The sequence below is a fragment of the Luteolibacter sp. Populi genome (assembly GCF_040801775.1).
GTDB lineage: Bacteria > Verrucomicrobiota > Verrucomicrobiia > Verrucomicrobiales > Akkermansiaceae > Haloferula.
The window spans coordinates 1,856,433-1,880,850 of the sequence record NZ_CP161812.1 but is presented as its reverse complement, the minus strand read 5'-3'; the positions used below and the strand labels follow the sequence as shown (position 1 = coordinate 1,880,850).

Below are 24,418 nucleotides of genomic sequence, written 5' to 3'. Positions count from 1 at the left end.
CGATGCTCCCCTCTCGCGGCACAGCCGCTTTGGAGTGCGGCGGGCATCGCCGCTTTAGGGCGAGTTGGCCTGGAGAACGCCGTGCCGAATTCGCCTCTTCAATGCTCCCCACGCCGGAGATCCCGAACGATCCGCGGCTGAGATCCAATGCCTGCGAGGACTTGCCTTCCGCGGCGCAGCCGCCGTGGACTGCGTGCAGCCTGCTGCCGCTGTCCCGATGCAGCCTGCTGCGAGGGGCGCTGCAAAGGCGGAGCACCGGGTGTGACGAGCCGCGGACGGAACGGAATACGGAACTCCCCGGTGCTTCACGGCAGCAGGCTGCCTGCCGACAGCGGCAGCGGGCTGCGCGCAGTCCACGGTCGCTACGCGACTGCCGTTCCGGGGGTGGGGGTCGACGAAGGGGTGGATTCCATGCAACGACTTCCGGGTCGACCCGCCCGAAAGCGGCGATGCCCGCCGCATTCCAAAGCGGCTGCGCCGCCATCAGGGTAGACGTATCGCGATACGACATCACAAGCGAGCGACCCGAATCGTGATTGTCGAAGGCATCCGATCCGCGTAGCGAAAGCGCCGCGACGAATCCTGCCCTTTCGCCGCGTAGTTCTGCTCCGCCCATGACCCAAGCGCCTTTTCCTGCGACCGCCACCACCGCCACGGACCGACGGACCCTTTTCAAAGGCGCAGCCGGCGGCATTGGCTTGTTCCTGGCCTTCCAGTATGTCGTCGCGCTGATCCAATTGGCGGGCGGCTCCGGCGGCATGGACAACAAGTTCAGCCAGCTTGCACGGGAGGATTACCTCGGCTTCGTCATCGGCCAGAATCTGCTGGTCCTGATCGCCTACGCCATCCTCTTCGGGCTCGGGCTGCTGCTGGTGATCCCGGCGCTGGCGGTCATCCGCAAGCGGATCAAGTGGCGCGGCCGCGGCTCGGCGGTGATTCCCGCCTTTCTCATCACGGTGCTGATCCACGGCTACTTCATGCTGCGGATGATCGAAAACCGCCCCTACTTCCTGGACGATGCGAAGTTCGGCCGCTGGTACTACGCCATCCTGAATGCCCCGCCGGAATCCATGCGGCCCGCCGTGAATGTCGTCCTCTTCGGCGTGCTGCCCTGGGTCGTGCTGGTCGCCGTGGCCGGCTGGTGGCTGATGCGCTTCAAACCGAAGACCCGGATCGCCGTGGTGCTCCTGGCTGCCGCTGCCGCCGGCTCGGTCGCCTTCGCGATCAAGCCTTCCGGGGCCTCGGTGAAGGCAGCGGGCGATACCAAGCGCCCGAACATCATCGTCATCGGCTCGGACTCCCTGCGCGGCGACCGTCTCGGCTACAGCGGCTACAAGCCCGCCCGCAGCGAGGGTGCCGGGGCCGACGGGGTCTCGCCGAATATCGACGAGTGGGCGAAGGGCGCGGTCCGCTTCGAGCGCTGCTATACGCCGATCGCCTCGACCCTCGAGTCCGCGGTGTCGGTGATGTCGTCCACTTACCCGCACACCCACGGCATCCGCTACATGTATCCGGAGCCGAAGCAGGTGGAAGCCACCGAGGCCTCGATCCGCACCATCGGCGGTGTGCTCTCGGACAAGGGCTACGACACCGCGGCGATCGGCGATTGGTGCGCCGGCTACTACCAGATGATGCCGCTGGATTTCCACGAGATCGCGGTCTCGGACTTCGACAACTTCCGGATCTACATGAGCCAGGCGGTCTTCATGGCGCACTTCGTGGTGCCGCTGTATTTCGACAACCGGGCGGGCTACCAGATCTTCCCGCAGATCCATTCCTTCGCCCAATTCGTCACGCCCGAGGTGGTGACGCGGCGGGTGGAGGACAAGCTGGCAGCGCAGGCCAAGAGCGGGCGGCCCTTCTTCTGGCACGTCTTCTATTCCTGCAACCACCTGCCGTATCGCTGCGCGGAGCCCTACAACACGATGTTCGCCGATCCGGCCTACGAGGGCAAACACCGCACCGGCGTGGCCTTCGACATCAATGAATTCGTCAAGGGCACCCAGATGGAGGACAAGCTCTCCGCCCTGCCGGAGGCCGATGTCCGCCAGATCCGCGCGCTCTACGATGGCTGCACGCGCCAGTTCGACACCTGCTTCTCCCGCATCCGCGAGGCCCTGCGCAAGAACGGCCTGGAGGACAACACCATCGTCGTAGTCACCGCGGACCATGGCGATGACCTCTACGAGCCCGGCGTGACCCTGACCCACGGCATGGGCTTCAACGGGGCCGACCACTGCTCGCACATCCCGATGGCAATCCGCGCGCCCGGCATCTATGGTGCCGCGATCCCCGAGCAGATCCGCAGCATCGACCTGGCCCCGACCTTGCTGGATCTCGCGGGCGCGGAGATTCCCGCGAAGTGGGAAGGGAAGTCGGTCGCCGGCTGGATGCGCGGCGCGGACAAGCCCGCCGACCGCCCCTTTTTCGCCGAGACCAGCCTGCCGTGGATCCAGTTCACGGTGGCAGGTGCCGATCGCCCGAAGCTGCCCGGCGTGGAGGACATGGTCACCGTGGATGCGAACTACAATTACCAGTTCGTGGTCCTGCCGAAATACGAGCAGCCGATCATCGATGCCAAGCAGCGCTGCCTGCGCACCCGGGATTGGAAAATCGTCTGCACGCCATGCAGCGATGGCAGCCGCCACTTCGGCCTCTTCCACATCAAGGAGGATCCGGACAGCCGCCACGACCTCGCCGCGGAGCGCCCCGAAATCCTCGCCCCCATGCAAAAGGCAATGGAGGACTGGATTGACGATCACGTCGAAACGCCGATCACCGGCATTTTCCCCGCCGGGGAGCCGTGAAAGCGTCTCCGGATTGCCGCTTGAGTTTCCGCTGCCAGTAGGAATGCTTCCCGCCGCTCTCCCGGAACCTGTCCGTTTCCATGAAATTCGCCCTGATCCCGCTCGCCGCCTTGTCCTGCTCCGCCACCGTGTTCGCGGAGGCTCCCAAATTTATCACGGACCTGCTGCCGCTGGATGTTCCGGTCAAGGCCGAGCGTGGCCGCGTCTTCCCGCCGCCGGAACTCGACAAGTATGTCGCCAAGGTCCGGCAGGCCGCGCTCAAGGACCAGGAATGGTTCCGCGAGCACTCCAAGAACGGCAAGCCCGGCGTGCCACTGCCCTACGACGAGCGCCTCGGCCTGACCAAGGAGGAATACGACGAGTACCTCAAGCTCTGGAACAAGCGCGAGTTCAAGGCCGAGGAGCCGGTCGTCATCCTGGTGAAGGGCGACAAGGATGGCCGCTGGACCCTCAACATGAGCGGTAGCGCCCAGTCCCTCTCGACCCTCAAGTACGATCCGAAGGACGACGCCTTCCACTCGCCCAACGGCACCCTCAAGCGCATCGAGGACGTGACGGCCGATGCCGATAGCACGCTGGGCGCATGGAGCGGCCAGGAGTGGCGCTTCCAGGAAGAGTCGTCCCTGAGCATCACCAAGGAGAACATCGCCGTCGGCAAGACCGGCGATAAGAAGTACGGCCTGGTCGTCTATCGCTTCCAGGAGGTTTCCTCCCAAAACACGCCCTTGGCCGACAGCGGCATGGTGATCCGCTTCCCGCTCGGTGCCTCCGGGGTCGCCCCCGAGGCAAAGCCGAAGCCGAAGCCGGCAGTTGCCGACAAACCGGCTCCGGCGAAACCGGCACCGAAGCCTGCGGCGAAGCCGAAGAAGAAGTAGGGCATCCCTCTGGGAGGGAGAAGGACAATCGAAACGGCGCTATCCATGAGGACCGCGACATGGGCTCGGCTGCCGGGAACCGTGCTGCGGGCCGGTGGCTCCGCGCTCCCAGCGGTAGAGCCGTCCGTTGCTTAGGCGATCGTTCCGGCGCGCCGCAGGAGATTCTTCCTGAATTCAATGCCTTCTCCGATCCATAAGCCCCCTTACCCCCATGCGGCTTTCAAAGAAGCAGCGTGAGGAAGTGAGGGGGCATCGCCCAGGACCGTATTGACCGCCCGGTCCATCTTTTAAAGGCGGAGTGTATCCGTCCGTGCTGTTGCAATGGTGCCGGAGCTTGGAACCACCCGGCTGCCGCAAGAGAGGGCCGCCGGACCGGAGGGGCGGGAAAGCCCGTCGGGACTTCCAAGGATTATCAGAAATCGGCGGTTTGGTCAAAGTTCATCTGTTCAGACGATCATCCCAAAGTGATTCACGGTTCAGGGCGCATCCGAGCGGATCACGATTTGAGAGCAGCCGCAGGGATGCTGAAATGACTTGTCGCCATCGAGGTTCGGGAGCTTTACCCTCAGGCCAAGCGAAGCCGATGATTTCAGAGATTCAGATCGAGAATTTCAAGTCCATTGCCAATCTTTCCCTCAAGCCGGGAAACGTCACGGTTCTGATCGGCGAGAACGGGAGCGGGAAATCCAATCTGTTGGAGGCAATCGCCTTCGCCGCCGCCGCTTCGGTGGACAAGCTGGATGACGAGTTCCTCTACAACCGCGGGATTCGGGTGACGGATGACGAGTGGATGACCTCGGCGTTTGTCGACGATGGGACCATTTTGACCTCGGAAGGTGAAGAAGCTTCCAAGCTGCCGATATCGCTCCGCGTTTCGAGTGCTGACTCGGGGCGGCCTTTGGGAATGAAAATCCGCAGGTCGCGGTTGGAATTGATTAGGCCGTTCTGGAGGGTAAGCTTTGATATCGAACCAGAAGAGATCGAAGAAATCGCGGGCAGTGAGGAATTTGCGGAAGAATGGCAGCGGACTTTAAGGGATCACCCCGAAATGAACTCTGAGCAACAGGAGCTTATACGCTCCGTTATTGCTCAATTGAGTTTATCTACGAAGAGGCGGCGAGAGGCACCCGGACTTTCCTCATCCATGGCACTTCGGGATTTCCTCATTTATGCGCCCGAGAATACCGCCTTGCGGAACTTTGAAACCGAGGGTGCGATCAAGCCTCTTGGCATCAAGGGTGAAGGATTACTCAAACTCCTCTCAACCAGCGCGGAGAACGGAGGCAAGGAATTCGGCCAAGAACTCCGTGGCCATCTAAAACTTCTGGGGTGGTTTGAAGATCTTCTGCTTCCTAACGAGGACGACGAACTCAAGGGTCGCTTGGAGATTCACGATCGATGGCTTGCCGACCGGAAATTGGCCTTTGATCAGCGTAGCGCCAATGAAGGGTTTCTTTACCTCCTGTTTTATTTCACGTTGCTGCTTAGCAAAAAGACCCCGGCTTTCTTTGCGATTGATAACATCGACAATTCGCTCAATCCGAAACTGTGTTCCCAGCTCATGCGGCAGGTAGCGGCCCTCGCTGAGAAATCGGGAAAGCAGGTGATCTGCACCACTCATAATCCGGCTATTCTTGATGGCCTCAATCTGCGGGACGACCGGCAGAGGCTCTACGTGATCCGCCGCGATAGTGAAGGCCGGACGGTTGCAACCCGGGTGAAGGCTCCGCGGCCCCGGGCGGATGGAGGAGATCCGATTCCGCTGTCCGCGGCGTTCATGTCCGGAATGCTCGGTGGCCTCCCTGATCATTTCTGACGCCAGCCATGATCGAATTCGCAATCGTTTCCGAAGGCGTTACCGATTACCGGGTGCTGCGGAACATCCTGCTTGGCTGGTTCAAGGGGCAGGATGATGAGCCGTTCTTAAAGCCCTATCAACCGGACCCCACTGAGCTGGCCCCCGAAAACCGGTCCAGTGCCTAAGCTATGATTGTGGTGTGCAGGTGTGGCCTTAGAACCAAACCGAACACGCACGAGATGAAAGGTAAACGCAGACGACACGATCCCGAGTTCAAGGCCCGTGTGGCGCTTGAAGCGCTCAAGGGCGTGAAAACCATCCAGGAAATCGCCAAGGAATTCGACGTCCACCCGGTGCAGGTCTCGGAGTGGAAGAAGACGATGGCTCAAAACGCCGCGAGCGCCTTCGGGGGCGGCGCGGGCAAGACCGAAGCCGAGGACTTCGAGCGCGAGCGCGAACGGCTCCACGCCAAGATCGGGCAGCAGGCCGTCGAGTTGGACTGGCTGACAAAAAAGTCCAAGCAACTCGGTCTGTGAGGGATCGCGTCGGGTTGTTGGACAAGAGGCATCCCAAACTGAGCATGCGCAAGCAGTGCGAACTGCTGGGCGTGGCGCGCTCCACCGCTGGCTACCAACCGGTCGCGGAGGATCCGGAGGACCTGCGCATCAAGCGGCTGTTGGACGAGATCTATCTGGTCGATCCCTGCCTCGGCAGCAGGCGGCTGATGACGGTGCTGGAGCGCGATCATGGTGTGAAGGTCAACCGCAAGCGCCTGGACCGGCTGCGCCGCGAGATGGGCCATGAGGCGATCCGGTGCAAACCGCGGACCAGCATCCCGGACGACGGGCATCGCAAGTATCCGTATCTGCTGCGCAAGCTGGTGATCGACCGGCCCGACCAAGTCTGGTGTACCGACATCACGTATGTGCCGATGCCGCGCGGCCAAGCCTACCTGTGCGCTGTGATGGACTGGCACTCGCGCAAGGTGCTCGGCTGGGCGGTTTCCAACACTATGGGCACCGGCCTTTGCCTGGAGGCCCTGGAAATGGCCTTGGGAGCAACTGGCACGCGCCCCGGGATCTTCAACACCGACCAAGGTTGCCAGTTCACCTCCGCGGAATGGACGGGTCGGCTCACGGACCTCGGTGTGGAAATCAGCATGGATGGCCGCGGGCGGTGGATGGACAACGTGTTCATCGAGCGGTTGTGGCGGAGCGTGAAATACGAGGAGATCTACCTCAAGGAACACGCGACGGTCCTCGGCCTTGAGCAAGGGCTGCGCGAGTGGTTCGGGCGCTACAACGACTGGCGTCCGCACCAGCACCTCGGCAACCTCACGCCGTCGCGGGTTTACCGGCCGCCAGCCGAAGCCCCGAGAGCGGCATGACACCCCCGGCGCGCCGAAATCGGGAAGCCTCCGCTGCGGTCCTCGCCCTCCACTGCGCTACGCTCCGTTGCGTGCTCGTCCCTCCGCTACGGCTTCCCGATTTCGAGTCCCCCGTCACTCCAACCTTGATCCGCAAACCATGATCATCCCAAGCTCTCCCGCAGCCTGCCACCATAGCTTAGTTTAGCCAATTCGTGGCCGAAATTTGGGGGCCAGCTCACACAGCGGAGGGTGAGTCGGCTTGGCAGCAGTTCGGAAATTGGGAAAACGTCTTTCGATACTTGGAGGAAAAGAAATACGAAGATGCTCTGGAACACGCCGACTACTTGATCGTTCAGATCGACTCCGATCAGTCGGAGCATGTGAATTTCGGGGTGTCTCAACGTGAGAATGGCCAAGAGCTTTCCGCGGAAGAGATCGTGGATCGCGTCGCAGGAAGATTGCGCCAATTCTTCGAGCCCGGGCATCTTGAATTCTATGGCGAGAGAATCATTTTTGCGATCTGCGTGAGGGATTTGGAGTGTTGGCTCCTGCCCTTGTGGGATGAAAGCAAGGCTTCGAAGACCGTTGGTTGCCTCGCAGCTTTGAACCGAGCTCTATCCAGACAGAACCAAACGGCCATCAACCCGGAGGAAAAGTGCCCGGAGCTGTATGACCGCATCTCAAAGGATTACCGCAAGAAGGATGAACTCCTCCGGAAAGGTGTCCGGAATCCAAGCTTGAAGCTGTTTCTTGAAGCGTTGGACAGCCGGAGATTCCAAGGCTCAGGCGATTGAGGCGGGAGCGACGGATCGGATGGCCGGGAGCCCGTCCTCGAGGCGGGGCACAAAAAGGGCGGCCTGGTGGCCGCCCTTTTGGGATCTGGATTACTGGCCTTCGGCGGGCTCCGGAGGAGCTTCCTTGGGTGCTTCCTGTGGAGGGGCTTCCTGTGGAGGGGCCGGCCGCTCTTCCTGGGGCGGGATGGCGATCGGCGGGGTGACGGCTTCGACCGGACGGCGGGGTGGTGCTTGCGGTGGCCGCGCTGGCTGCGGGGCCATGGTCGGGCCGCGGCCGGGGAAGCCGCCGGGAGCGAGAGGATTGGGAGGGGCTGCCGCGGCGGGGGCAGGGGCAGGCTCCGGCTTCTTGATCACGCCGGCGCGGTCCTTCAGCAGCGGATCGATGGCCGAGAGGTTGATCTTGTAGACCCGGCCGGCCAGCGACTTCTCGGCGGCGAGCTTCTTCTCCAGCGCGGTCTTGCGTTCGGTGAACGCGGCGTCCTTGGCCTTGACGTCTTCCGGGGATTCCTTGTCGTCCTTCTTGCGCTCGGCGGCGATGTCGGCGCTGACATCGATGGTGACCAGCATGGTGTCGTCGGGGATTGCCGGTGCGGCCTCCTTGCCTTCCTCGGGCTTGGGCGGGTTCACGGGCATCGCGGTGATCGTGTAGTGGAAGCCCTCGACGGTATCGATCTTGAACAGGCGCTTGTCGGTGGCCTGCCCGGTCGAAGCGGCGGTTTCGGCGCTGACCACGTCCTCGAAGCGGGCGTAGCTGAGCAGGGTCTTGAGCGGGCCGGTGACGGCGGGGTCGAGTTCCTCGCCGGGCTTCGCGCCTTCCAGGGAGAATTCCGCGTTCTCATCCGCGCGGGTCATCTTCCACGCGACCTCTTCCGGCTTGGCCGGCGGGCTCACGGCGATGGCCGAGATCTTTTCCACCTGGACGAACTTCGGATCGAGCCAGCTCTTCGGATCGGCATTCAGCACCGGGAAGATCTCCTTGGTCACGTAGACGCCCGAGGAATCGGCGTGATTGCGGATGAAGCGCCCGGTCGCACCGCCGCCGCCGCCCATCATGGCGCTCATCGGGTCGCCGGCGGCTTCCAGATTCTTGCCGAAGGTGAAGTGGCCGAGTTCGCTGCCGGCCTCGTTGGACATGACCACGTTGAGGCCGCGGTCCTTGTCCTCCGCAGCCTTCGAGTCCATGCCGAAGCGCGGGGCGAAGGATTCCTCCGCCTCGATGCCTTGGGTGACCTTGGCATCGGCAAGCTGGCCGAGGAATTCGTTCACATCGTTCGGCTTGGCGGCATAGCCGTCGCGGTTGGCGACGGTCCACTTGCCGTCCTTGAGGACCAGGGTGGTGCTTTCCTTCGCGCCGGTGATCTGGATCTTCGCGACCTGCTCGACGGGCAGGTCCGAGACCAGGGTTTCGCCGCGGGCACGCTTGGTTTTGCTTTCAAAGGTCTTGGACTTGCCAGACCAGGCGGAGTAGGCGGCAGCGCCCAGGATCAGGGCGATGATCCAGAGGAGAACGACTTGGCGTTTGTTCATGGCTGGAGATGGATAATAGGGTGGGAAGCGGGTTTCAGCGGGCGCGGGTGGAACTGCGGCGTTTCACGAGCAGGCCGATTCCGAAGAGGATCACCAGCACCGGCATGGCAGCGATGTTCAGGAGAGTCACGCGGCCCGAGATGCGGTCCTTCTCGCGACGGAGTTCTTTCTCAAGGTCGCGGATCCTGCGGTTTGCCTCGACCTCCTTCTTTTTCAAGGCGGCGATCTCCACCTTCTGTTCGGGAGTGTAGCGGCCGTCGTTCGCGGAGCGCTTGGACTGGAGTTCCATCAGCTTCTGGTTCGCTTCGGTGGCCTCGAGGTTGAGCTTCTCGATCTCGACACCGGTCTTCTCCTTCGCGGCCTGTTCCAGTTCGTCGTATTTGACGAAGGGGCGGGCGACCGCCACGCGGCTGCGGGCACCGATCAGGTAGGGCGAGGAGGCGGCTTGGTCGATGATGTTGTAGAGCAGCACCGAGTTGCCGTTCTGCGGGTTCGCGGCCTTCATGCCGGGTCCGATGGTGATCATCTGGAAGGCGATCGCGTCGTAGAAGGCATCCACGTCGGAGATCAGGAAGACGTTGCCGGGCTTGGTGGCTTCCACCAGGTGATCGGCCTTCTTCGGCTCTTCCGGCTTCTTTTCCTCGCCTTCCTTCTTCTCTTCCGGCTTGGGTTCCTCGGTGCCGGGCTTTCCCTTCGGGAAAGCGGACTTGAAGGAGCCTGCGAGGTGAAGGACCGCATCGTAGGATTGGCCTGTCGGCTTCAGCCGCCGGGAAACCGCCGGGTTAGGCTGGCGTGCTTCCGCGGGAGTCGGGGTGATGAAGGCGGACTTGTTCGAGGACTTGATCAGCGTGTTCACGCTGACTCCGGCGCCGCCGGTCTTGGTGAAGCCGCCGGGCATGTAGAAGACCACCTCACGGAGGTTCTTGGTGATGATGTTGTCCTTCTGAGGCATCGCGTCCGCCGGGAACTGCGGGAGCAGCGGACCATAGTTCGGCAGGCCGTAGACGTCATCGGCAAGCACTTGGGAATCCATGGTCACGCCCCAGGCCGGGAGCAGGGTGGGCAGGGTGGAAGTTTTATCGATGCCGCCACCGCCCATCATCGGATTGCCGCCGCCGCCCTGGCTCTCGGCCACGACCGAGTAGGCATCGAGACAGGCGACCACCGTGCCGCCTTGCAGCACGTATTGATCGAGGGCGAATTCCGCTTCCGGGGTGATGCCTGCGGGATGGATCACCAGCACCAGGTCGATGGCGGGGTCGATCTTCTCGGGGGTCATGGTGAGATCGCGGACCTCGTAGGATTGCTTGAGTTGCTGGTAGATCACCCACGGGGCGGCTCCTTGCTGACCCATCATCGGGTTCCCTTGGCTGCCGGCCACGGGCAGCGCGGACATCACGCCGATCACCGGCTTGACCGGCCGGGCCACTTCGGAAATCGCCTTCGACAGGTCGTACTCGAAGGTGGTTTCCTGGGCGGGATTCAGGAAGGGCAGGGTGGCGGTGCGGTCCAGGCAGGAAACCGCGAGGCCGAAGTAGAGGTTCTGCTCGTTGATTTTCTGGCCGCTGATTCCGTCGAGGTTCGCGGAGTCCTCCGCATCGGTGTCCGGCTCGGGATCCAGGTTTTCCACGCGCAGCTTGCCGCCGGAGATGTTCTGATACTCCGCCAGCATGTCGTCCACGCGCCGCATGTGCAGCTTGATCTGCTCCGGCATGTAGTCGGAACTACGGGTCGCGTAGTAGCGGATGGTCACCGGCGCGCCGAGGTCCTTGAGGATGCTGCGGGTGCCGTCGGAGAGGCTGTGGACCTTGTCCTTGGTGAAGTCGGCGTTCTTGTGGCCGATGCCGAGGGAGGACACCAGCAGGTTGGCCGCGATGACGATCACGACGAGGGCGACGATGCCGAATACGGCGCGTGCCATCGGGTGTACGGTTTTTGCTTCCGTGCTCATGGGATCGATAGGGTCAAATGGGGTTCAGGCGCGCTTGGCGGAGAGAATGGCGCTGGTGCCGCACAGCGAGGCGGCGATGATCGAGACGAACCACACGGCATCCTGCAGGCGGAAGGAACCGCGGGCGAGCGACATGAAGTGCTCCCAGGGGCCGAGCGCGGTGATGGCGCTGGCGACCTCGGGGCTGAAGGCCCGGGCATAGACCCGTGCGAAGACATCGAAGGTGCCGAGGGTAAGCAGGATGCAGATCAAGGCGGAGATGATCAGGCAGATCACCTGGTCCCGCGTGAAGGCCGAAACGAAGAGGGTGATGGAGAGGAAGGTGCAGGCGACCAGGAAGGCGGAGATGTAGCCGCAGATGATCGACAGGTTGTCGGGATCGCCGAACCAGTTGACCGTGATCCAGATCGGGAAGGTCAGCAGGATCGCGACCAGCCAGACGGTGGCGGCGGCCAGGAACTTGCCGAAGATCACGCTCCACATCGACAGCGGCATGGTGCCGAGGAGTTCGAGGGTGCCGCTGCGGAGTTCTTCCGAGATCAGCCGCATGCCGAGCGCCGGCACCAGCACCATCAGCACCAGCGGCAGGAAGTAGAAGAAGGAGTAAGTCAGCGAGGCATCCCGGCTATCGATGAATCCGCCGAAGGTGAAGGCGAAGATCATCGAGAGGATCAGGAAGACCACGATGACGGCGTAGGCGATCGGGTGGCTGAAGTAAGCGCTCAGCTCCCGCTTGAAAATGGTCCAGGTGTTCATGGAAAGGAGGGGAGTGTAGGGTTCAGGCGGCGGTGTCCAAGGTGGTCACCTGGCGGAACAGGTCGGTCAGCGAGCCGGTCTCCGACTTCGCGATCAACTCGGCGGGCGTGCCGTCGACGACGATCTTGCCGCGGTCCACGATCACGGCGCGGGTGCAGGCGGCTTCCACTTCTTCCAGGATGTGGGTGGAGAACAGGATCGCCTTGGTTTCTCCGAGGCGCTTGATGAGCTGCCGGACCTCGTGCTTCTGGTTCGGGTCGAGGCCGTCGGTCGGCTCGTCCAGGATCAGCACCTCGGGGTCGTGGAGGAGGGCCTGTGCCAGGCAGGTGCGGTGGCGGTAGCCCTTGGAAAGGGTGTCGATCGACTGGAAGGCGACGCCTTGCAGGAAGCAGGTCTCGATCACGCGTTCCACGGCGTCCTTGCGGGTGTTCCCCGAGAGGCCGCGGACCTCGGCGCAGAACTTCAGGAAGCCGGTCACCGTCATGTCATTGTAGAGCGGTGCGGACTCGGGCAGGTAGCCGACCTTGCTTTTCGCCTCGGCCGGCCGGTCGATCACCGAGATGCCGCAGAGCTTCGCATCGCCGGATGTCGGCGGCAGGAAGCCGGTGATCATCCGCATGGTGGTGGATTTACCGGCCCCGTTGGGCCCTAGGAAACCGAGCACTTCGCCTTTCCGGACGGAAAACGAGAGGTGATCGACGGCGGTCTTTCTGCCGAACTGTTTGGTCAAGTTCTCGACTTCGATCATGGGATCACTGGGTTGAGCCACTGGGGGCGCGCCTTCGCGGAGCGACACCGTTAGCGACGTGCGTCTGAAAAAATGGCTCGGGCAGTTCTTGGCAAGGGAAAAGGGGTGTCATCGGGGGGCGGCGGGGATGTTAGGAAGCCCGATTGACCCGCAGCAAGTGGCCGGCGAGGTCCGCTAGGGAAGTGACCGCCGCGTGAATCCGCCGGGCTTGGGCGGGGAAGTCGGGATCGAACGTGCAAACCACGATGCCGGCGTGAGCAGGCGAAGCTCGATGGAGCATCACGAAATCGTGGCGGTTCAAGGTCAGGACGGCCCTTTCCGTCGAGACAGCGTAGAGCAGCACTTCCTGATCCGGGATCTCCCGGTTCGCATTTCCCGCTTCAAAGGAAGTCAGAACATCGTGTCCCAGTTCTCGCAGCGCGAGGACCACCGGCAGCGGGAAATTCTCGTTGGAATAGAATCTGGCCATCAGTCGTCGTCGTTCGCGGCGATCTCATGGTCCATCTCCTCACGGTGGCTGCGGGCGTATTGCCAAGCGTTGGCTAAGTCCTCGGCATTGAGCGTGGGGAAAGCAGCTAGGATTCCAGCGTCTGTCATCCCTTGTCGACGGGCACTCTCCAAGGTCCATACGGGGATCCGGGTGCGGACGATACGGGCGACCCCGCCGCAGATCCCATCCCGGAAATCGATGCCGGGAGATGCCTCCGCGACTTCGAGAGCGACCATCGCCAGCAAACGAGCCTTGTCCGGCCGGTCCAGTTGCGAAACCAGCTCGCGAATTTCTTCCACACTCGTGGCCATGTGGGGAGGCTATCATCCTGAAGCTGCAAATCACTTGTTTTCTCATTCTGCAGGCGTCCGGCGCATTTTCCGCCTGACCCGCCCCTGAAAACAGTTAGATTGTCGCTGATGAGTGTCCCGGAGACGGAGATCAAGCTGGAGTATGAGACGGCCCCCTTCCTGCATTCGCTGTTCGCGAATGACGCACGGGAGCTGAAATACCTGGAGCAGAAGCTGGGGGTCCGCGCGGTCACGCGCGAGGGCTGGATCCTGTTCGCGGGGCCGGAGGGGGGGGTGAAGCGCAGTGCGGCGGTGTTTGCGGACCTCGAGCAGGCCCGGCGGCAGGGCGGGGAGATCTCGGCGCGGGATTTCCGGATGGCCGTGGACATGGTGGCGGACGGCGGCGGCACGGTCTCGGAACTCGGCGAGGTCCGCCTGCTCGGTTTCCGGGGGCGCAAGCCGGTGGTGCCCAAGACCCCGCGCCAGCTCGAATACGTGAAGTCGATCGAGAAGCACGACGTGGTTTTCGGTCTCGGCCCGGCAGGCACCGGCAAGACCTACCTAGCGATGGCCATGGGTCTGGCGCTCCTGAAGGCAAAACGGGTCGGCCGGGTGGTCCTGACCCGCCCCGCGGTGGAGGCGGGGGAGGCGCTCGGCTTCCTGCCCGGTGACCTGCGCGAGAAGGTCGCACCCTACCTGCGGCCGCTCTACGACGCGATCCACGACATGATCGGCCATGAGGAAGGCGAGCGCTACCTGGCGGATGGGACCATCGAAATCGCGCCGCTCGCCTTCATGCGCGGGCGGACTCTCGCGCGCTCCTTTGTCATTCTGGATGAGGCACAAAACACCACCCGCGAGCAGATGTTCATGGCCCTGACCCGCCTCGGCGAGGACTCACGGATGGTGGTGACCGGCGACGGCTCCCAGATCGACCTGAAGCCGAATATCCCCTCCGGGCTGTTCGAGGCGGAGCGGGCGCTTGCCGGGGTGCCGGGAATCGACTTCGTCCGCTTCAGCGGCAGCGATGTGGTTCGTCACCCCGTCGTCGGCCTGATCATCGATGCCTACGACAAGCACCGCAGTTCCGCGGGCTAAGGTGCTGCTTATCAGTGTGAATGATTGATTGAAGCTCGGCATTGGCTGATCTTTTCGCCCCTCGGAATTTATTCCCAAGCACATCGCGGGTGGGGGTATTTGCGCATTGCAAAGGGGGGTAGGATGATCTAACCACCTCCCCGCCGGTGGGACTTCAACCGGCCGCGTTTCCGCAACCCAGTTGCCTCACCGTGGGATTCATCGATGCTTTCAAACGCTGGCGCCTAGCGCGCCGCGGCCTATCATCCGGGCGGAAGCGCCGTGTCCATGCGGAAAACCCGGTGGCGCTGACCTTGGACCGCAGCCCGTGGGTGCGGCTCGCCCTCTACCTGTTCTTCGTGACCTGGGTGGGCGTGATGGTTCTGAAGGTGGCGGCGTACACCTATTTCGCCAGCAATCCGGTGATGGGCGGCCTCTTCGGCGTGGTGGTGGCCGCGACCGCGGTGGCCATCCTGAACATGAATTACGAGGCGGCGTCCCTGCGGAACGGGCGCCTGGTGCTCGTCCTCGGCGGGCTGGCCGGCCACATGGCGATGGTCCGCGCGATTTCGCTGATGGTGGATGCGATGACGGACGATCCGACGGGCACGCAGAGCCAGATGAAGTTCCTGCTGATCCCCTTCGCGCTCACACCGATGGTCCACGCGGTGCTGCTGGGACGCGGGATCGGGATTTTCTCGACGATGTATGCCGCGCTGCTCGGCTCGCTGGTACTGCCGGAGGGCGATGCGACCCTTTATATGGCGGTCAGCCTCGTCTGCGGCCTGGTGGCGGTGCAGGCGGTCCACAAGGTTCGCAAGCGGGTCCAACTGCTGCGTGCCGGCGTCTATTCCGGGCTGGCGGCGCTTTTGCTCTGCGTCGCTTTCAAGCGGATCGACCTGATGCCCGAGATGAACGACCAGTTCGAGGGGCTGAAGCAGGCCGGTCTCAGTTCGCTGGCCGCGCTCGGCATGGGCATCGTGATCGCGCTGCTGGTTAGCGGCCTGCTGCCGGTGCTGGAGGGGGCCTTCCACCTGACCACGGACATTTCCTGGCTGGAGCTGAGCGACCTGAATCACAAACTGCTGCGCCGCCTGCAGCTCGAAGCCCCCGGCACCTTCCACCACAGCCTGGTGGTCGCCTCGCTCTCGGAAGCCGCCGCGGAAGCCGTCGGCGCGAATGCCGCGATGTGCCGCGTCTCGGCTTACTTCCACGACATCGGCAAGCTCAGCAAGCCGGAGTATTTCATCGAGAACCAGGTCGAGGGCGTGGACAATCCCCACGACTCCCTGACACCGACGATGAGCGCGCTGATCATCATCGCCCACGTCAAGGACGGCGTCGATCTGGCGGTGAAGCACAAGCTTAACCCGCGGGTGATCGATGTGATCCAGGAGCACCACGGGGACTCGCTGGTCAGCTACTTCCACCGCCGCGCCCAGGAGCAGAAGAAGGCCGAGCTCGAGAAGGTGGAGAAGGGCCTCGAAAATCCCGAGGACCTGCCGAAGATCGACGAGAAGAACTTCCGCTACCCCGGCCCGCGCCCGCGGACCCGCGAGAGCGGGATCGTGAGCCTCGCGGATATCGTCGAGAGCGCTTCCCGCAGCCTGCGGAAGCCGACCCCGGCCAAGATCCGCACGATGGTCGAGGACCTCGTCGACAACCGTGTCTGCGACGGGCAGCTTTCCGATTGCATCCTGACCCTCCGCGATCTGGCGATCGTGAAGGACAGTTTCTGCGCCACCCTCCGCAGCATGCTTCACACGCGGATCGATTACCCGAAGGACGACGAGCGCAGCGCGCTTGGTCGCAAGTCCTCGGACATGGAGAAGCGCCAGAACGGCACCAAGACCCAGCCGCTCAAGACCGCGCCGATCCAGCCCGCGACCCCGGCGGTGACGCCCCGCCAATCTCCGAGCTAAGCCTCTCTCCCATGCCTCCGGAAATCATCGTCGGAAACAACCAGAGCCGTACCGAAATCCCGGAGGCCTGGCTCACGCTCCTTGAAAAAGGCGGAGCCCTCGCCGCCGCGGAAATTCTCGCCCGGCACGTCGCGGCGGAGGACGCCCCGCTGCACGATCACGAGTGCATCGAGGTCGCCTTGGTCGACAACGAGACCAGCGCCCGCGTCCATGAGCAATTCATGGGCATCGAGGGCGAGACCGATGTGATCACTTTCCACCACGGCGAGATTGTCATCGGTGTGGAAGTGGCTTTCCGACAGGCTGCCGAGAACGGGGAGCCGCCTTTGCGGGAGCTGTTCCGATATATCGTGCACGGCCTGTTGCACTTGGCCGGGCATGAGGATGAGGAGGCGACCGACCGCGAGAGGATGGAGGCCGCGCAAGAGCCCCTGGTGGCGAGGTTGTGGCCGGAACTGGGGTAGGGGAGGGCCTACTTGCACCTTGGCAGACAATAGCCGATCATGCTTTATTAGGGCATGAACGTGAAGGAAGCTGTGAAGCTGGCGATGCAGTATGTCGCCGACTTGTTCGAGGAGGAAAAGATTGAAAATCTCGGACTTGAAGAGGTCGAATTTGATGAGCCGGAGAATGCCTGGCACGTGACCATCGGGTTCTCCAGACCTTGGGATCGCCTCTCCGGCATATCCCTTCGAAACACCCTAAGCCGCTCCTACAAGGTCGTGGCGATCAATGATGGCACGGCCAAAATTCTTTCGGTTAAGAATCGCGAGGTTTCAACGGCCGCATGAGGCGTCTGATCGTCGATACCAATCTTCTCCTGCTCTTGGTTGTTGGTAGCACCGGCCTCGAGTTGATCGGAAAGCACAAACGGACACGGGTCTTCACGACGGAGGATTTCCTGCTTCTGGAGGTCTTTCTCGAAGGCTTTAAGGAGATCGTGGTGACACCGGGTATTCTTGCCGAAGTCTCCAATCTTTCGGCTCAAATCGGCGAGCCGCTGAGGAGTTCCGTGATGCACACGGTCGGTCGGCTGATCGCGAGTGTGAGGGAGAATCACGTTGCAGGGGTCGCCGTTGTTGATTCGCGCTGCTTCGTCAGGCTGGGTCTTGTCGATGCCTCGATTCTTGAGGTCTATCAAGACGGCGACCATTTGCTGACCGACGATCTCGATCTCTGGATCGAGGCTGTGAACTCAGGCAAGCTTGCCACAAACTTTACCCATCTGCGGGCGGAGCATCTGCTGGGTTGATGCGGGTTCACCCTAGCCGCCAACCACCAGTGGTTCAGGAGTCCTGACGCCGCCCTTCTTCGCCTTCCGCTTCCGCCACCTGATCGCCAGGCCGTCGAACATCAGGTAGACCACCGGGGTGGTGAAGAGGGTCAGCATCTGGCTGACTGCCAGGCCACCGACAATCGCATAGCCCAGGGGCTGCCGCAACTCCGAGCCATCGCCATGGCCGAGGGCCAGCGGGATGCCGCCGATCATCGCCGCGAGGGTGGTCATCAGGATGGGGCGGAAGCGCTTGATGCAGGCTTCGAAGATCGCCTTCTCCGGCTCCATCCCGCGGTCGCGCTCGGCCTCGATCGCGAAGTCGATCATCATGATCGCGTTCTTCTTCACGATCCCGATCAGCAGCAGGATGCCGATGATCGCGATGACGCCGACGTCGTAGTCGAAGGCCCACAAGGTCAGCAGTGCGCCGAGGCCCGCCGAGGGCAGCGTCGAAAGGATGGTCAGCGGGTGGATGAAGCTTTCGTAGAGCATCCCGAGGATGATGTAGATCGCGATGATCGCCGCGGCGATCAGGTAGGGCTGCGAGCGTAGGGAGTCCTGGAAGGCCTGGGCAGTGCCTTGGAAGCTGCCCGTGACGGTGAGTGGCAGGCCCATCTCGGCATTGGCTTTCTCGACTGCCGTGACCGCATCGCCGAGGGCCACGCTAGGCGCGAGGTTGAAGGAGATCGTCACCGAGGGATACTGCCCGAGGTGGTTCACCGAAAGCGGCTTGCTCGCTCCGGTGTTGAAAGTCACCAGCGAGGACAGCGGCACCTGGCCACCGGTGATCGGCGAGCTCAGGAAGATCCGGTCGAAGGTGGAAGGATCCTTCTGCAACTCCGGCGGCACCTCGATGATTACCTTGTACTGGCTGACCTGGGTGTAGAATTGCGTCACTTGCCGCTCGCCGAAGGCATTGTAGAGCGCCGAGTTGATCGCCTGCGCGGGGATGCCGAAGCGGCTTGCCGCCTGACGGTCGATATCCACGCTCAGCGCCGGTGCCGCGGATTCCTGGTCGGAGGTCACGTCGCGCAGTTCAGGCAGCTCCCTCATCTTTTCCATGATGCGCGGAGCCCAGCTATTCAGCTCGTCCATGTCCGCATCGCGCAGCGTGTACTGGAACTGCGTCTTCGACATCATGCCGCCCACGTTGAGATCCTGGCGGGCCTGGAAGAATATCGTGAGACCGGGAATGCCGGCGGTGGCCTTTTTCAGCCGGTCCATCACCATCGTCACGGAGTCCCGCTCGCCGCGCTCCTTCAGCGTGATGAAGAAGCGGCTGGAATTCATCGAACCACCACCGCGACCGCCGCTACCAATCCGGTTCTGCATCCCCAGCACGGCGGGATCTTTCATGATGAGCTCCCCGATTTCATGAGCGCGCTCAAACATCGCATCGTAGGAAATATCGGCGGAGGCTTCCACGGTCGCGTCCAAGAGGCCGACATCCTGCGAGGGGAAGAAGCCCTTCGGCATTTTCACGAAGACAAAGCCCGTCAGCGCGATCGTCACCACCAGCGAGAGCAGCGTCGTCTTGCGGTGGCGGAGCACGAAGCGGAGCATCGACTCATAGGTTCTCTCCAGCCCTCCGAAGAAGCTCTCCAGTGCGCGGTCCAGCAAGGCCCGGGGTCCCTTCCCCGTGGGCACCTCGTGGTGCTTCAGGAAACGCGAGCACATCATCGGCACGAAGGTCAGCGAGACGAAGGCCGAGACCAGCACCGCGGTGGTGACCGTCACCGCGAACTCGCGGAACAAACGCCCCACGATGCCGCCCATCAACAGCACCGGGATGAAGACGGCGATCAGGGACAAGGTGATCGAAAGGATGGTGAAGCCGATCTCGCCCGCGCCCTTCAGCGCGGCCTCCATCGGTTTCATCCCGTCCTCGATGTGCCGGTAGATGTTCTCCAGCATCACGATCGCGTCATCGATCACGAAGCCGACCGAGATGGTGAGCGCCATGAGCGACAGGTTGTTCAGGCTGAAACCCAGCACCTTCAAGATGGCGAAGGTCGCGATGATCGAAATCGGCACCACCGCGCTCGCGATCAAGGTCGCGCGCATATTCCGCAGGAAGGCGAAGACCACCAGGGTCACGAGCCCCACCGTGAGGGCGAGGTGCATCTCGACCTCCTCGACGGAAGCGCGGATCGTGCGGCTGCGGTCGCTGAGCGTGTCGATCGACATGGCCGGCGGCATCGCCGCGCGCAATTGCGGGAGCAACTCGGTCACCCGGCCGATCGTCTCGATGATATTCGCGTCCGCCTCCTTGCGGATGATGATACCCACCCCGGGCTCGTTGTTGATCAGCGCACCGGAGCGGCTTTGTTCCGGGCCGTCGACCGCCCGGCCGACGTCGCGCACGCGGATCGGTGCGCCCTTGCGGTAGGCGAGGATCAGGTCGTTGTAAGGCTCCGCCTTGAGGAGCTGGTCGTTGGCGTAGATCGAGTAGCTTTGGCGGTCGCCGTTGATGCTGCCTTTCGGCGAATTGATCGTGGCCGCGGCGATCACGCCGCGCACGTCGTCCATGCTCAGGCCCAGCGAGGCCAGCTTGGCCGGATCCACCTGCACCCGTACCGCCGGCTTGCGCTCGCCCATGACATCGACTTGCGCCACGCCGCTGAGCTGGGAAATCTGCTGGGCTACCACGTTCGTCGCGTAGTCGCTGACCTCGGTCAGACTCAGAACCTCGGAGGTCACGCTCAGCAGCAGGATCGGCGAGTCCGCCGGATTGACCTTCCGGTAGTTCGGAGGACTGGGAAGATTGGTCGGAAGCTGCCCCGCCGCGGCGCTGATCGCGGACTGCACTTCCTGCGCGGCGGCATCGATGTTCTTGCCAAGGTCGAATTGGATGGTGATCGAGACATTCCCGAGCCCGCTGCTGGAACTCATCTGCGTGATCCCGGGGACCAGCGCGAGTTGGTTCTCCAGCGGTGTCGCCACGGAGGAGGCCATCGTCTCCGGGCTTGCCCCCGGGAGGGATGCCGAGACTTGAATGGTCGGGAACTCCACCTGCGGCAGCGGTGCCACCGGTAGCAGCGGAAAGGCCACGATCCCCACCAGCAGGATGGCGATGGTGAGCAGGGCGGTGGCGATCGGACGCCGGATGAATGGGGCGGAAATGCTCATAGTCCGGCTTTCCTTTCACTCACCTTCGCGCCCGGCTTCAGCTTGTTCTGGCCATCCTGGACCACCCGGTCGCCGGGCAGCAGGCCGTCCTCGATCACGGTCACGGCTTCCAGGGTCATGCCAGCCTTGAGCTGCCGGGCTTCAACCGTTTGATCCTCCTTCACGAGATAGGCGAAGGTGCCCTTCAAGCCCTGCTGGACCACCTCTGTCGGCACTACCAGAGCGTCCTTCTTGGTCTCCACCAACACCTTCGCGGAGACGTACTGGCCAGGCCAGAGGGTGTAATCCTTGTTAGGGAAGGTCGCCTTCAGCCGCAGGGTGCCGGTGGTGTTGTCGATCTGGTTGTCCACCAGCTCCAGGCTGCCTTCGTCAAGCACCGTGCCGTCGTCATCCACCGCTTGGGTCTTGAGCGACGCTGCGCCCGGCTTCATGTGCGGGCGCAGGGCGGCGAGGTGGCGTTGCGGCAGGGTGAAGATGATCGAGATCGGCTGAAGCTGGGTCACCACCACCAGGCCTTCCGGCTGGCTCGCGGTGACCACGTTGCCCGCATCCACCATCCGCACGCCCGTCCGGCCGGGGATCGGTGCGCGCACCACGGTGAAATCGAGATCGAGCTGGGCGGCTTCGATGGCCGCTTGGTCCGACTTGACCTGGGCATTGAACTGTCCTTCCGCCGCTTCCGCTTGATCCACCACTTGCTGGCTCACGGCATTTTCCTTCACCAGCCTGCGCGAGCGATCCAGCGCTGCGGCGGCATTCGCGAGCTGCGCCTCATCCTGCAGTTTCTTCGCCTTGGCCTGCGCCAGAGCGGATTCGTAGGGCCGGGCGTCGATCCTTGCCAGCACGTCGCCCGCCTTGACCATGGCGCCCTCGGTGAATTCGACGCTCTCCAAGGCTCCGCCGACCCGCGGGCGCACGGTGACCGTATTCGAGGCCTGCACCGTGCCGATTCCCTCCAGCCACACCGGCACGTCCTGACGGATGACCTCCGCGACCACCACCGGCACGACCATCGGTCCCTTCGGGCCCTTGTCGCTTGCTTTGGAGACCGCTTTCGCCCGCGCCTGCCAGACGAGCAGGGAAATGGCGGCCAGCGCCAGCATGGCGATCAGGAGTCGGGCGAGGGTTTTCATCATGCGGGGAAAAGAAAGCGCTCCATCGATAGCACGGGAAAGCGCGGAATGCGTGTCGAACGGCGTGGTTTATCGTCGCGAATTGTCGCATCGCAGCCGCGGGCGACACACTTTGCGACAATTTTTTGCACGCTCCCGCCCGACAAACTGCGATGCTAGTTCCGGAGACATGGAAGCCGGCCCGCACATCGCCGTGGTGGATGATCACCAGGAGATCCGCCAATTGCTGGTGCGCTATCTCGGCCAGCATGGCTACACCGTCAGTGCGGCGGGCAGTGCTGCCGAGTTCCGGGCCCAACTCGAGCGCGGCGAACTGCCGGACCTCGTGGTGCTGGACATCATGATGCCCGGCGAGGACGGCCTTTCCCTCTGCCGCCATCTGCGCGCCACCACGACTCTGCCGGTCATTTTTCTGACGGCCATGGCGGAGGATACCGAGCGCATCGTCGGGCTGGAGATCGGGGCCGATGACTATCTGGTGAAGCCCTTTAACCCGCGCGAACTGCTCGCCCGCATCCGTGCGGTGCTGCGGCGCTCTAGCAGCGGGCCTTCGCGCGAGGAGCCGACGCTCAAAACGGAACGCCTGCGCTTCGCTGACAAGCTCTTCGACATGACCCGCCACGAGGTCACCGGCAGCGATGGGGTCGCGGTGCCGCTCAGCACCGCCGAGTACCGCTTGCTCTGCGTCTTCCTGGAGCACCCCGGCAAGGTCCTGAGCCGCGATGCGCTGCTCGATCTCACCAGCGGCCGCGAGGCCGACGTCTGGGACCGCAGCATCGACAACCAGGTCAGCCGCCTGCGCCGCAAGATCGAGGAGGACCCCAAGAACCCGGTCCTCATCAAAACCTACTGGGGCGATGGCTATTGCTTCACCGGCACCGTGACCCCGGCATGAAACGCTTCTGGATGCGCAGCCTGACGGGGCAGTGGATCACGCTGATGCTGCTGGCACTGGCGCTCTCGCAGGTGCTGTTTTTCGCGATCTACCGGGGGGATCAACTGCGCACCGTCTTCCTGCTCCGGCGCGATGAATTCCTCGGGCGTGCCGCCTCCGTGGCGCGCCTCCTCGATTCCGCCGACCCGGGGCTCCATCAGGGCATTCTCGATACCGCGAATACGGTCGCGGTCCGCTACTGGTTCGGACCCCGGCCTGAGGGCGATCCGCTGGAGTGGGAGAGCCAAGCACGCGCGCATTTGATGGAATCCACGCGCCCGCCGTCCGCGGATGATCTGCCGCTACAAGGCGGGGTGAAGTGGGAGAGCTTGTCTCTGGATGAATGGAAGGGTGGCTCGCCTGCCATGCTCGTCCATCTCTCGGAGTGGAATGGTTTCGGTCTCGCTACCGAGATCGGTCAGGGCCGCTGGCTGCATGCGGTCTATGCCAAGCCCGGCGCTCCGCCCGGTCCACCCGACACCTACTACATCTCGATGGCGATCACCGCGGTGGTGCTTTGCTTCGTCACCGCCCTGATCGCCCGCCGCGTCGGCAGGCCCTTGCAGCGTCTAACAGATGCAGCCGAGAAGCTCGGCAGGGGAGAGGAAACCGCGCCGCTGCCCGAGGAAGGGGCCGATGACATCCGCCGCACGGCCGTCGCCTTCAACCGCATGCAATCCCGGCTCAAGCGCTATGTCGAAGACCGCACCGGCATGATGGCCGCGATCAGTCACGACCTGCGCACGCCGATCACCTCGCTGCGGCTTCAGGCCGAATTCGTCAGCGACCCCGAGACCCGCGACAAGCTGGTCGAGACGCTCGATGAGATGAAGACGATCACCGAGGCCAGCCTTGCCTTCGCTCGCGAGGATGCCGGATCCGAGGATACGCGGACGCTGGACATGCATGCCTTGTTAGAGAGCCTGTGCGAGGATCTGGCTCTCCTCGGCTGGGATGTGGCATTCACCGGGGAAGGCCCGCTTCCCTGGCGTTTCCGGGCCGACGCCCTGCGCCGCGCCCTGCGCAATGTGATCGAGAACGCGGTGCGCTACGGCAGTCGCGCGCGGGTCTCCACCGAGCTCAATGCGACTTCGCTGGAGATCTTCATCGACGACGACGGCCCCGGCATCGACGAAGCCGAGCGCGAGCGGGTCTTCACCCCCTTCGTCCGTCTCGAAAGCTCACGCAACCGCGGCACGGGCGGCACGGGTCTGGGGCTCACCATCGCGCGGACGATCCTGCGGAATCACGGCGGGGATTTGTCCCTGGCGAACCGGCAGGGCGGGGGGCTAAGGGCGATCCTGCATTTGCCGAGGAAGTGACGACAAACGATCTCCCATCGACATCCTCTTCGTCCCAACGGGACGGCTCATAATAGCCTGGCACGCAGTGCCAGGTTCGCCGGCAGAGAGTATTGTGTCCTACAGGGACAGCTCATGCTGATAGCGTGGTCTCCGCGGGCAAGCGCTCTCGCCAAATGTAAACCGCCGCCTCGCGATTGTCGAAGGCCCGCCGATACCCGACAGCTTCCCCGCATAAGGC

The 24,418-nt window shown here is 63.2% G+C and carries 20 protein-coding genes and 2 pseudogenes; 14 read left to right on the top strand and 8 right to left on the bottom strand.

Going from position 1 to position 24,418, the window contains the following annotated elements:
- Positions 1-614: 614 nt before the first annotated feature.
- The 7 genes and pseudogenes from ABWK72_RS07370 (at position 615) to ABWK72_RS07340 (ending at position 7,643) form a co-directional block, all read left to right on the top strand.
- On the top strand, positions 615-2,807 hold the full coding sequence (locus ABWK72_RS07370) for a sulfatase (protein WP_367874143.1): 2,193 nt from the start codon (positions 615-617) through the stop codon (positions 2,805-2,807).
- Positions 2,808-2,887: 80 nt separating this feature from the next.
- Positions 2,888-3,682: a hypothetical protein gene (locus ABWK72_RS07365; protein WP_367874142.1), complete on the top strand. Its 795-nt coding sequence runs from the start codon at positions 2,888-2,890 to the stop codon at positions 3,680-3,682.
- A gap of 583 nt (positions 3,683-4,265) precedes the next feature.
- Complete coding sequence (locus ABWK72_RS07360) at positions 4,266-5,498, top strand: AAA family ATPase (protein ID WP_367874141.1); 1,233 nt, start codon at positions 4,266-4,268, stop codon at positions 5,496-5,498.
- A gap of 8 nt (positions 5,499-5,506) precedes the next feature.
- Positions 5,507-5,665 (top strand): hypothetical protein, encoded by a 159-nt coding sequence (locus tag ABWK72_RS07355; protein WP_367874140.1) that lies wholly within the window; start codon positions 5,507-5,509, stop codon positions 5,663-5,665.
- Positions 5,666-5,668: 3 nt separating this feature from the next.
- A pseudogene (locus ABWK72_RS07350) lies at positions 5,669-5,890 on the top strand (transposase); the annotation flags it as partial.
- Positions 5,848-6,867, top strand: coding sequence for an IS3 family transposase (locus tag ABWK72_RS07345; RefSeq protein ID WP_367871730.1), 1,020 nt, complete (start codon positions 5,848-5,850; stop codon positions 6,865-6,867). The pseudogene ABWK72_RS07350 and the gene ABWK72_RS07345, both read left to right, overlap by 43 nt.
- Before the next feature lie 194 nt (positions 6,868-7,061).
- The gene (locus tag ABWK72_RS07340) at positions 7,062-7,643 is read left to right on the top strand and encodes a hypothetical protein (RefSeq protein WP_367874139.1); all 582 of its coding nucleotides are present in this window, start codon (positions 7,062-7,064) and stop codon (positions 7,641-7,643) included.
- Positions 7,644-7,733: 90 nt separating this feature from the next.
- Here the strand turns inward: ABWK72_RS07340 and ABWK72_RS07335 are convergent, their stop codons facing one another.
- From ABWK72_RS07335 to ABWK72_RS07310, 6 genes and pseudogenes are all read right to left on the bottom strand, one after another.
- Positions 7,734-9,170, bottom strand: a complete 1,437-nt coding sequence (locus ABWK72_RS07335) for a DUF4340 domain-containing protein (protein ID WP_367874138.1) — start codon at positions 9,168-9,170, stop codon at positions 7,734-7,736.
- Positions 9,171-9,204: 34 nt separating this feature from the next.
- The gene (locus ABWK72_RS07330) at positions 9,205-11,091 is read right to left on the bottom strand and encodes a Gldg family protein (protein ID WP_367874137.1); all 1,887 of its coding nucleotides are present in this window, start codon (positions 11,089-11,091) and stop codon (positions 9,205-9,207) included.
- 54 nt (positions 11,092-11,145) lie between these two features.
- Complete coding sequence (locus tag ABWK72_RS07325; protein ID WP_367874136.1) at positions 11,146-11,877, bottom strand: ABC transporter permease; 732 nt, start codon at positions 11,875-11,877, stop codon at positions 11,146-11,148.
- 79 nt (positions 11,878-11,956) lie between these two features.
- Positions 11,957-12,625 (bottom strand): annotated as a pseudogene (locus tag ABWK72_RS07320) (ABC transporter ATP-binding protein); the annotation flags it as partial.
- Positions 12,626-12,755: 130 nt separating this feature from the next.
- Positions 12,756-13,094, bottom strand: coding sequence for a DUF5615 family PIN-like protein (locus ABWK72_RS07315; RefSeq protein WP_367874135.1), 339 nt, complete (start codon positions 13,092-13,094; stop codon positions 12,756-12,758).
- A complete protein-coding gene (locus ABWK72_RS07310; protein WP_367874134.1) occupies positions 13,094-13,426 on the bottom strand; it encodes a DUF433 domain-containing protein in 333 nt (110 codons plus the stop codon). The genes ABWK72_RS07315 and ABWK72_RS07310 overlap by 1 nt, the downstream gene beginning before the upstream one ends.
- Positions 13,427-13,534: 108 nt before the next feature.
- Between ABWK72_RS07310 and ABWK72_RS07305 the strand changes: the two genes are divergently transcribed.
- The 5 genes from ABWK72_RS07305 (at position 13,535) to ABWK72_RS07285 (ending at position 17,656) form a co-directional block, all read left to right on the top strand.
- The gene (locus tag ABWK72_RS07305) at positions 13,535-14,503 is read left to right on the top strand and encodes a PhoH family protein (RefSeq protein ID WP_367874133.1); all 969 of its coding nucleotides are present in this window, start codon (positions 13,535-13,537) and stop codon (positions 14,501-14,503) included.
- Between the two features lie 281 nt (positions 14,504-14,784).
- Positions 14,785-16,404, top strand: a complete 1,620-nt coding sequence (locus ABWK72_RS07300) for an HDIG domain-containing metalloprotein (protein ID WP_367874132.1) — start codon at positions 14,785-14,787, stop codon at positions 16,402-16,404.
- Positions 16,405-16,415: 11 nt separating this feature from the next.
- Positions 16,416-16,868 carry an rRNA maturation RNase YbeY gene (gene ybeY / locus ABWK72_RS07295; RefSeq protein ID WP_367874131.1) on the top strand — a complete coding sequence of 151 codons (453 nt, stop codon included), beginning with the start codon at positions 16,416-16,418 and terminating at the stop codon, positions 16,866-16,868.
- 54 nt (positions 16,869-16,922) lie between these two features.
- Positions 16,923-17,195: a hypothetical protein gene (locus ABWK72_RS07290; RefSeq protein ID WP_367874130.1), complete on the top strand. Its 273-nt coding sequence runs from the start codon at positions 16,923-16,925 to the stop codon at positions 17,193-17,195.
- Positions 17,192-17,656, top strand: a complete 465-nt coding sequence (locus ABWK72_RS07285; RefSeq protein WP_367874129.1) for a hypothetical protein — start codon at positions 17,192-17,194, stop codon at positions 17,654-17,656. The genes ABWK72_RS07290 and ABWK72_RS07285 overlap by 4 nt, the downstream gene beginning before the upstream one ends.
- 12 nt (positions 17,657-17,668) lie before the next feature.
- Here the strand turns inward: ABWK72_RS07285 and ABWK72_RS07280 are convergent, their stop codons facing one another.
- Both ABWK72_RS07280 and ABWK72_RS07275 read right to left on the bottom strand, forming a co-directional pair.
- The gene (locus ABWK72_RS07280) at positions 17,669-20,809 is read right to left on the bottom strand and encodes an efflux RND transporter permease subunit (RefSeq protein WP_367874128.1); all 3,141 of its coding nucleotides are present in this window, start codon (positions 20,807-20,809) and stop codon (positions 17,669-17,671) included.
- Positions 20,806-21,945: an efflux RND transporter periplasmic adaptor subunit gene (locus tag ABWK72_RS07275; RefSeq protein WP_367874127.1), complete on the bottom strand. Its 1,140-nt coding sequence runs from the start codon at positions 21,943-21,945 to the stop codon at positions 20,806-20,808. The genes ABWK72_RS07280 and ABWK72_RS07275 overlap by 4 nt, the downstream gene beginning before the upstream one ends.
- 166 nt (positions 21,946-22,111) lie before the next feature.
- On the opposite strand from ABWK72_RS07275, the gene ABWK72_RS07270 reads away from it, so the two are divergent.
- Together ABWK72_RS07270 and ABWK72_RS07265 are read left to right on the top strand one after the other, a co-directional pair.
- Positions 22,112-22,837 carry a response regulator gene (locus ABWK72_RS07270; protein ID WP_367874126.1) on the top strand — a complete coding sequence of 242 codons (726 nt, stop codon included), beginning with the start codon at positions 22,112-22,114 and terminating at the stop codon, positions 22,835-22,837.
- Complete coding sequence (locus ABWK72_RS07265; protein WP_367874125.1) at positions 22,834-24,198, top strand: ATP-binding protein; 1,365 nt, start codon at positions 22,834-22,836, stop codon at positions 24,196-24,198. The genes ABWK72_RS07270 and ABWK72_RS07265 overlap by 4 nt, the downstream gene beginning before the upstream one ends.
- The last annotated feature ends 220 nt before the right edge of the window (positions 24,199-24,418 follow it).

Bases quoted from the DNA above. Each gene is read 5' to 3' on its own strand.
- ABWK72_RS07275 (WP_367874127.1), bottom strand. From the start codon at position 21,945: ATGATGAAAACCCTCGCCCGACTCCTGATCGCCATGCTGGCGCTGGCC.
- ABWK72_RS07330 (WP_367874137.1), bottom strand. From the start codon at position 11,091: ATGGCACGCGCCGTATTCGGCATCGTCGCCCTCGTCGTGATCGTCATC.
- ABWK72_RS07270 (WP_367874126.1), top strand. From the start codon at position 22,112: ATGGAAGCCGGCCCGCACATCGCCGTGGTGGATGATCACCAGGAGATC.
- ABWK72_RS07310 (WP_367874134.1), bottom strand. From the start codon at position 13,426: ATGGCCACGAGTGTGGAAGAAATTCGCGAGCTGGTTTCGCAACTGGAC.
- ABWK72_RS07360 (WP_367874141.1), top strand. From the start codon at position 4,266: ATGATTTCAGAGATTCAGATCGAGAATTTCAAGTCCATTGCCAATCTT.
- ABWK72_RS07355 (WP_367874140.1), top strand. From the start codon at position 5,507: ATGATCGAATTCGCAATCGTTTCCGAAGGCGTTACCGATTACCGGGTG.
- ybeY (WP_367874131.1), top strand. From the start codon at position 16,416: ATGCCTCCGGAAATCATCGTCGGAAACAACCAGAGCCGTACCGAAATC.
- ABWK72_RS07285 (WP_367874129.1), top strand. From the start codon at position 17,192: ATGAGGCGTCTGATCGTCGATACCAATCTTCTCCTGCTCTTGGTTGTT.
- ABWK72_RS07305 (WP_367874133.1), top strand. From the start codon at position 13,535: ATGAGTGTCCCGGAGACGGAGATCAAGCTGGAGTATGAGACGGCCCCC.
- ABWK72_RS07365 (WP_367874142.1), top strand. From the start codon at position 2,888: ATGAAATTCGCCCTGATCCCGCTCGCCGCCTTGTCCTGCTCCGCCACC.
- ABWK72_RS07335 (WP_367874138.1), bottom strand. From the start codon at position 9,170: ATGAACAAACGCCAAGTCGTTCTCCTCTGGATCATCGCCCTGATCCTG.
- ABWK72_RS07280 (WP_367874128.1), bottom strand. From the start codon at position 20,809: ATGAGCATTTCCGCCCCATTCATCCGGCGTCCGATCGCCACCGCCCTG.
- ABWK72_RS07325 (WP_367874136.1), bottom strand. From the start codon at position 11,877: ATGAACACCTGGACCATTTTCAAGCGGGAGCTGAGCGCTTACTTCAGC.
- ABWK72_RS07265 (WP_367874125.1), top strand. From the start codon at position 22,834: ATGAAACGCTTCTGGATGCGCAGCCTGACGGGGCAGTGGATCACGCTG.
- ABWK72_RS07370 (WP_367874143.1), top strand. From the start codon at position 615: ATGACCCAAGCGCCTTTTCCTGCGACCGCCACCACCGCCACGGACCGA.
- ABWK72_RS07290 (WP_367874130.1), top strand. From the start codon at position 16,923: ATGAACGTGAAGGAAGCTGTGAAGCTGGCGATGCAGTATGTCGCCGAC.
- ABWK72_RS07315 (WP_367874135.1), bottom strand. From the start codon at position 13,094: ATGGCCAGATTCTATTCCAACGAGAATTTCCCGCTGCCGGTGGTCCTC.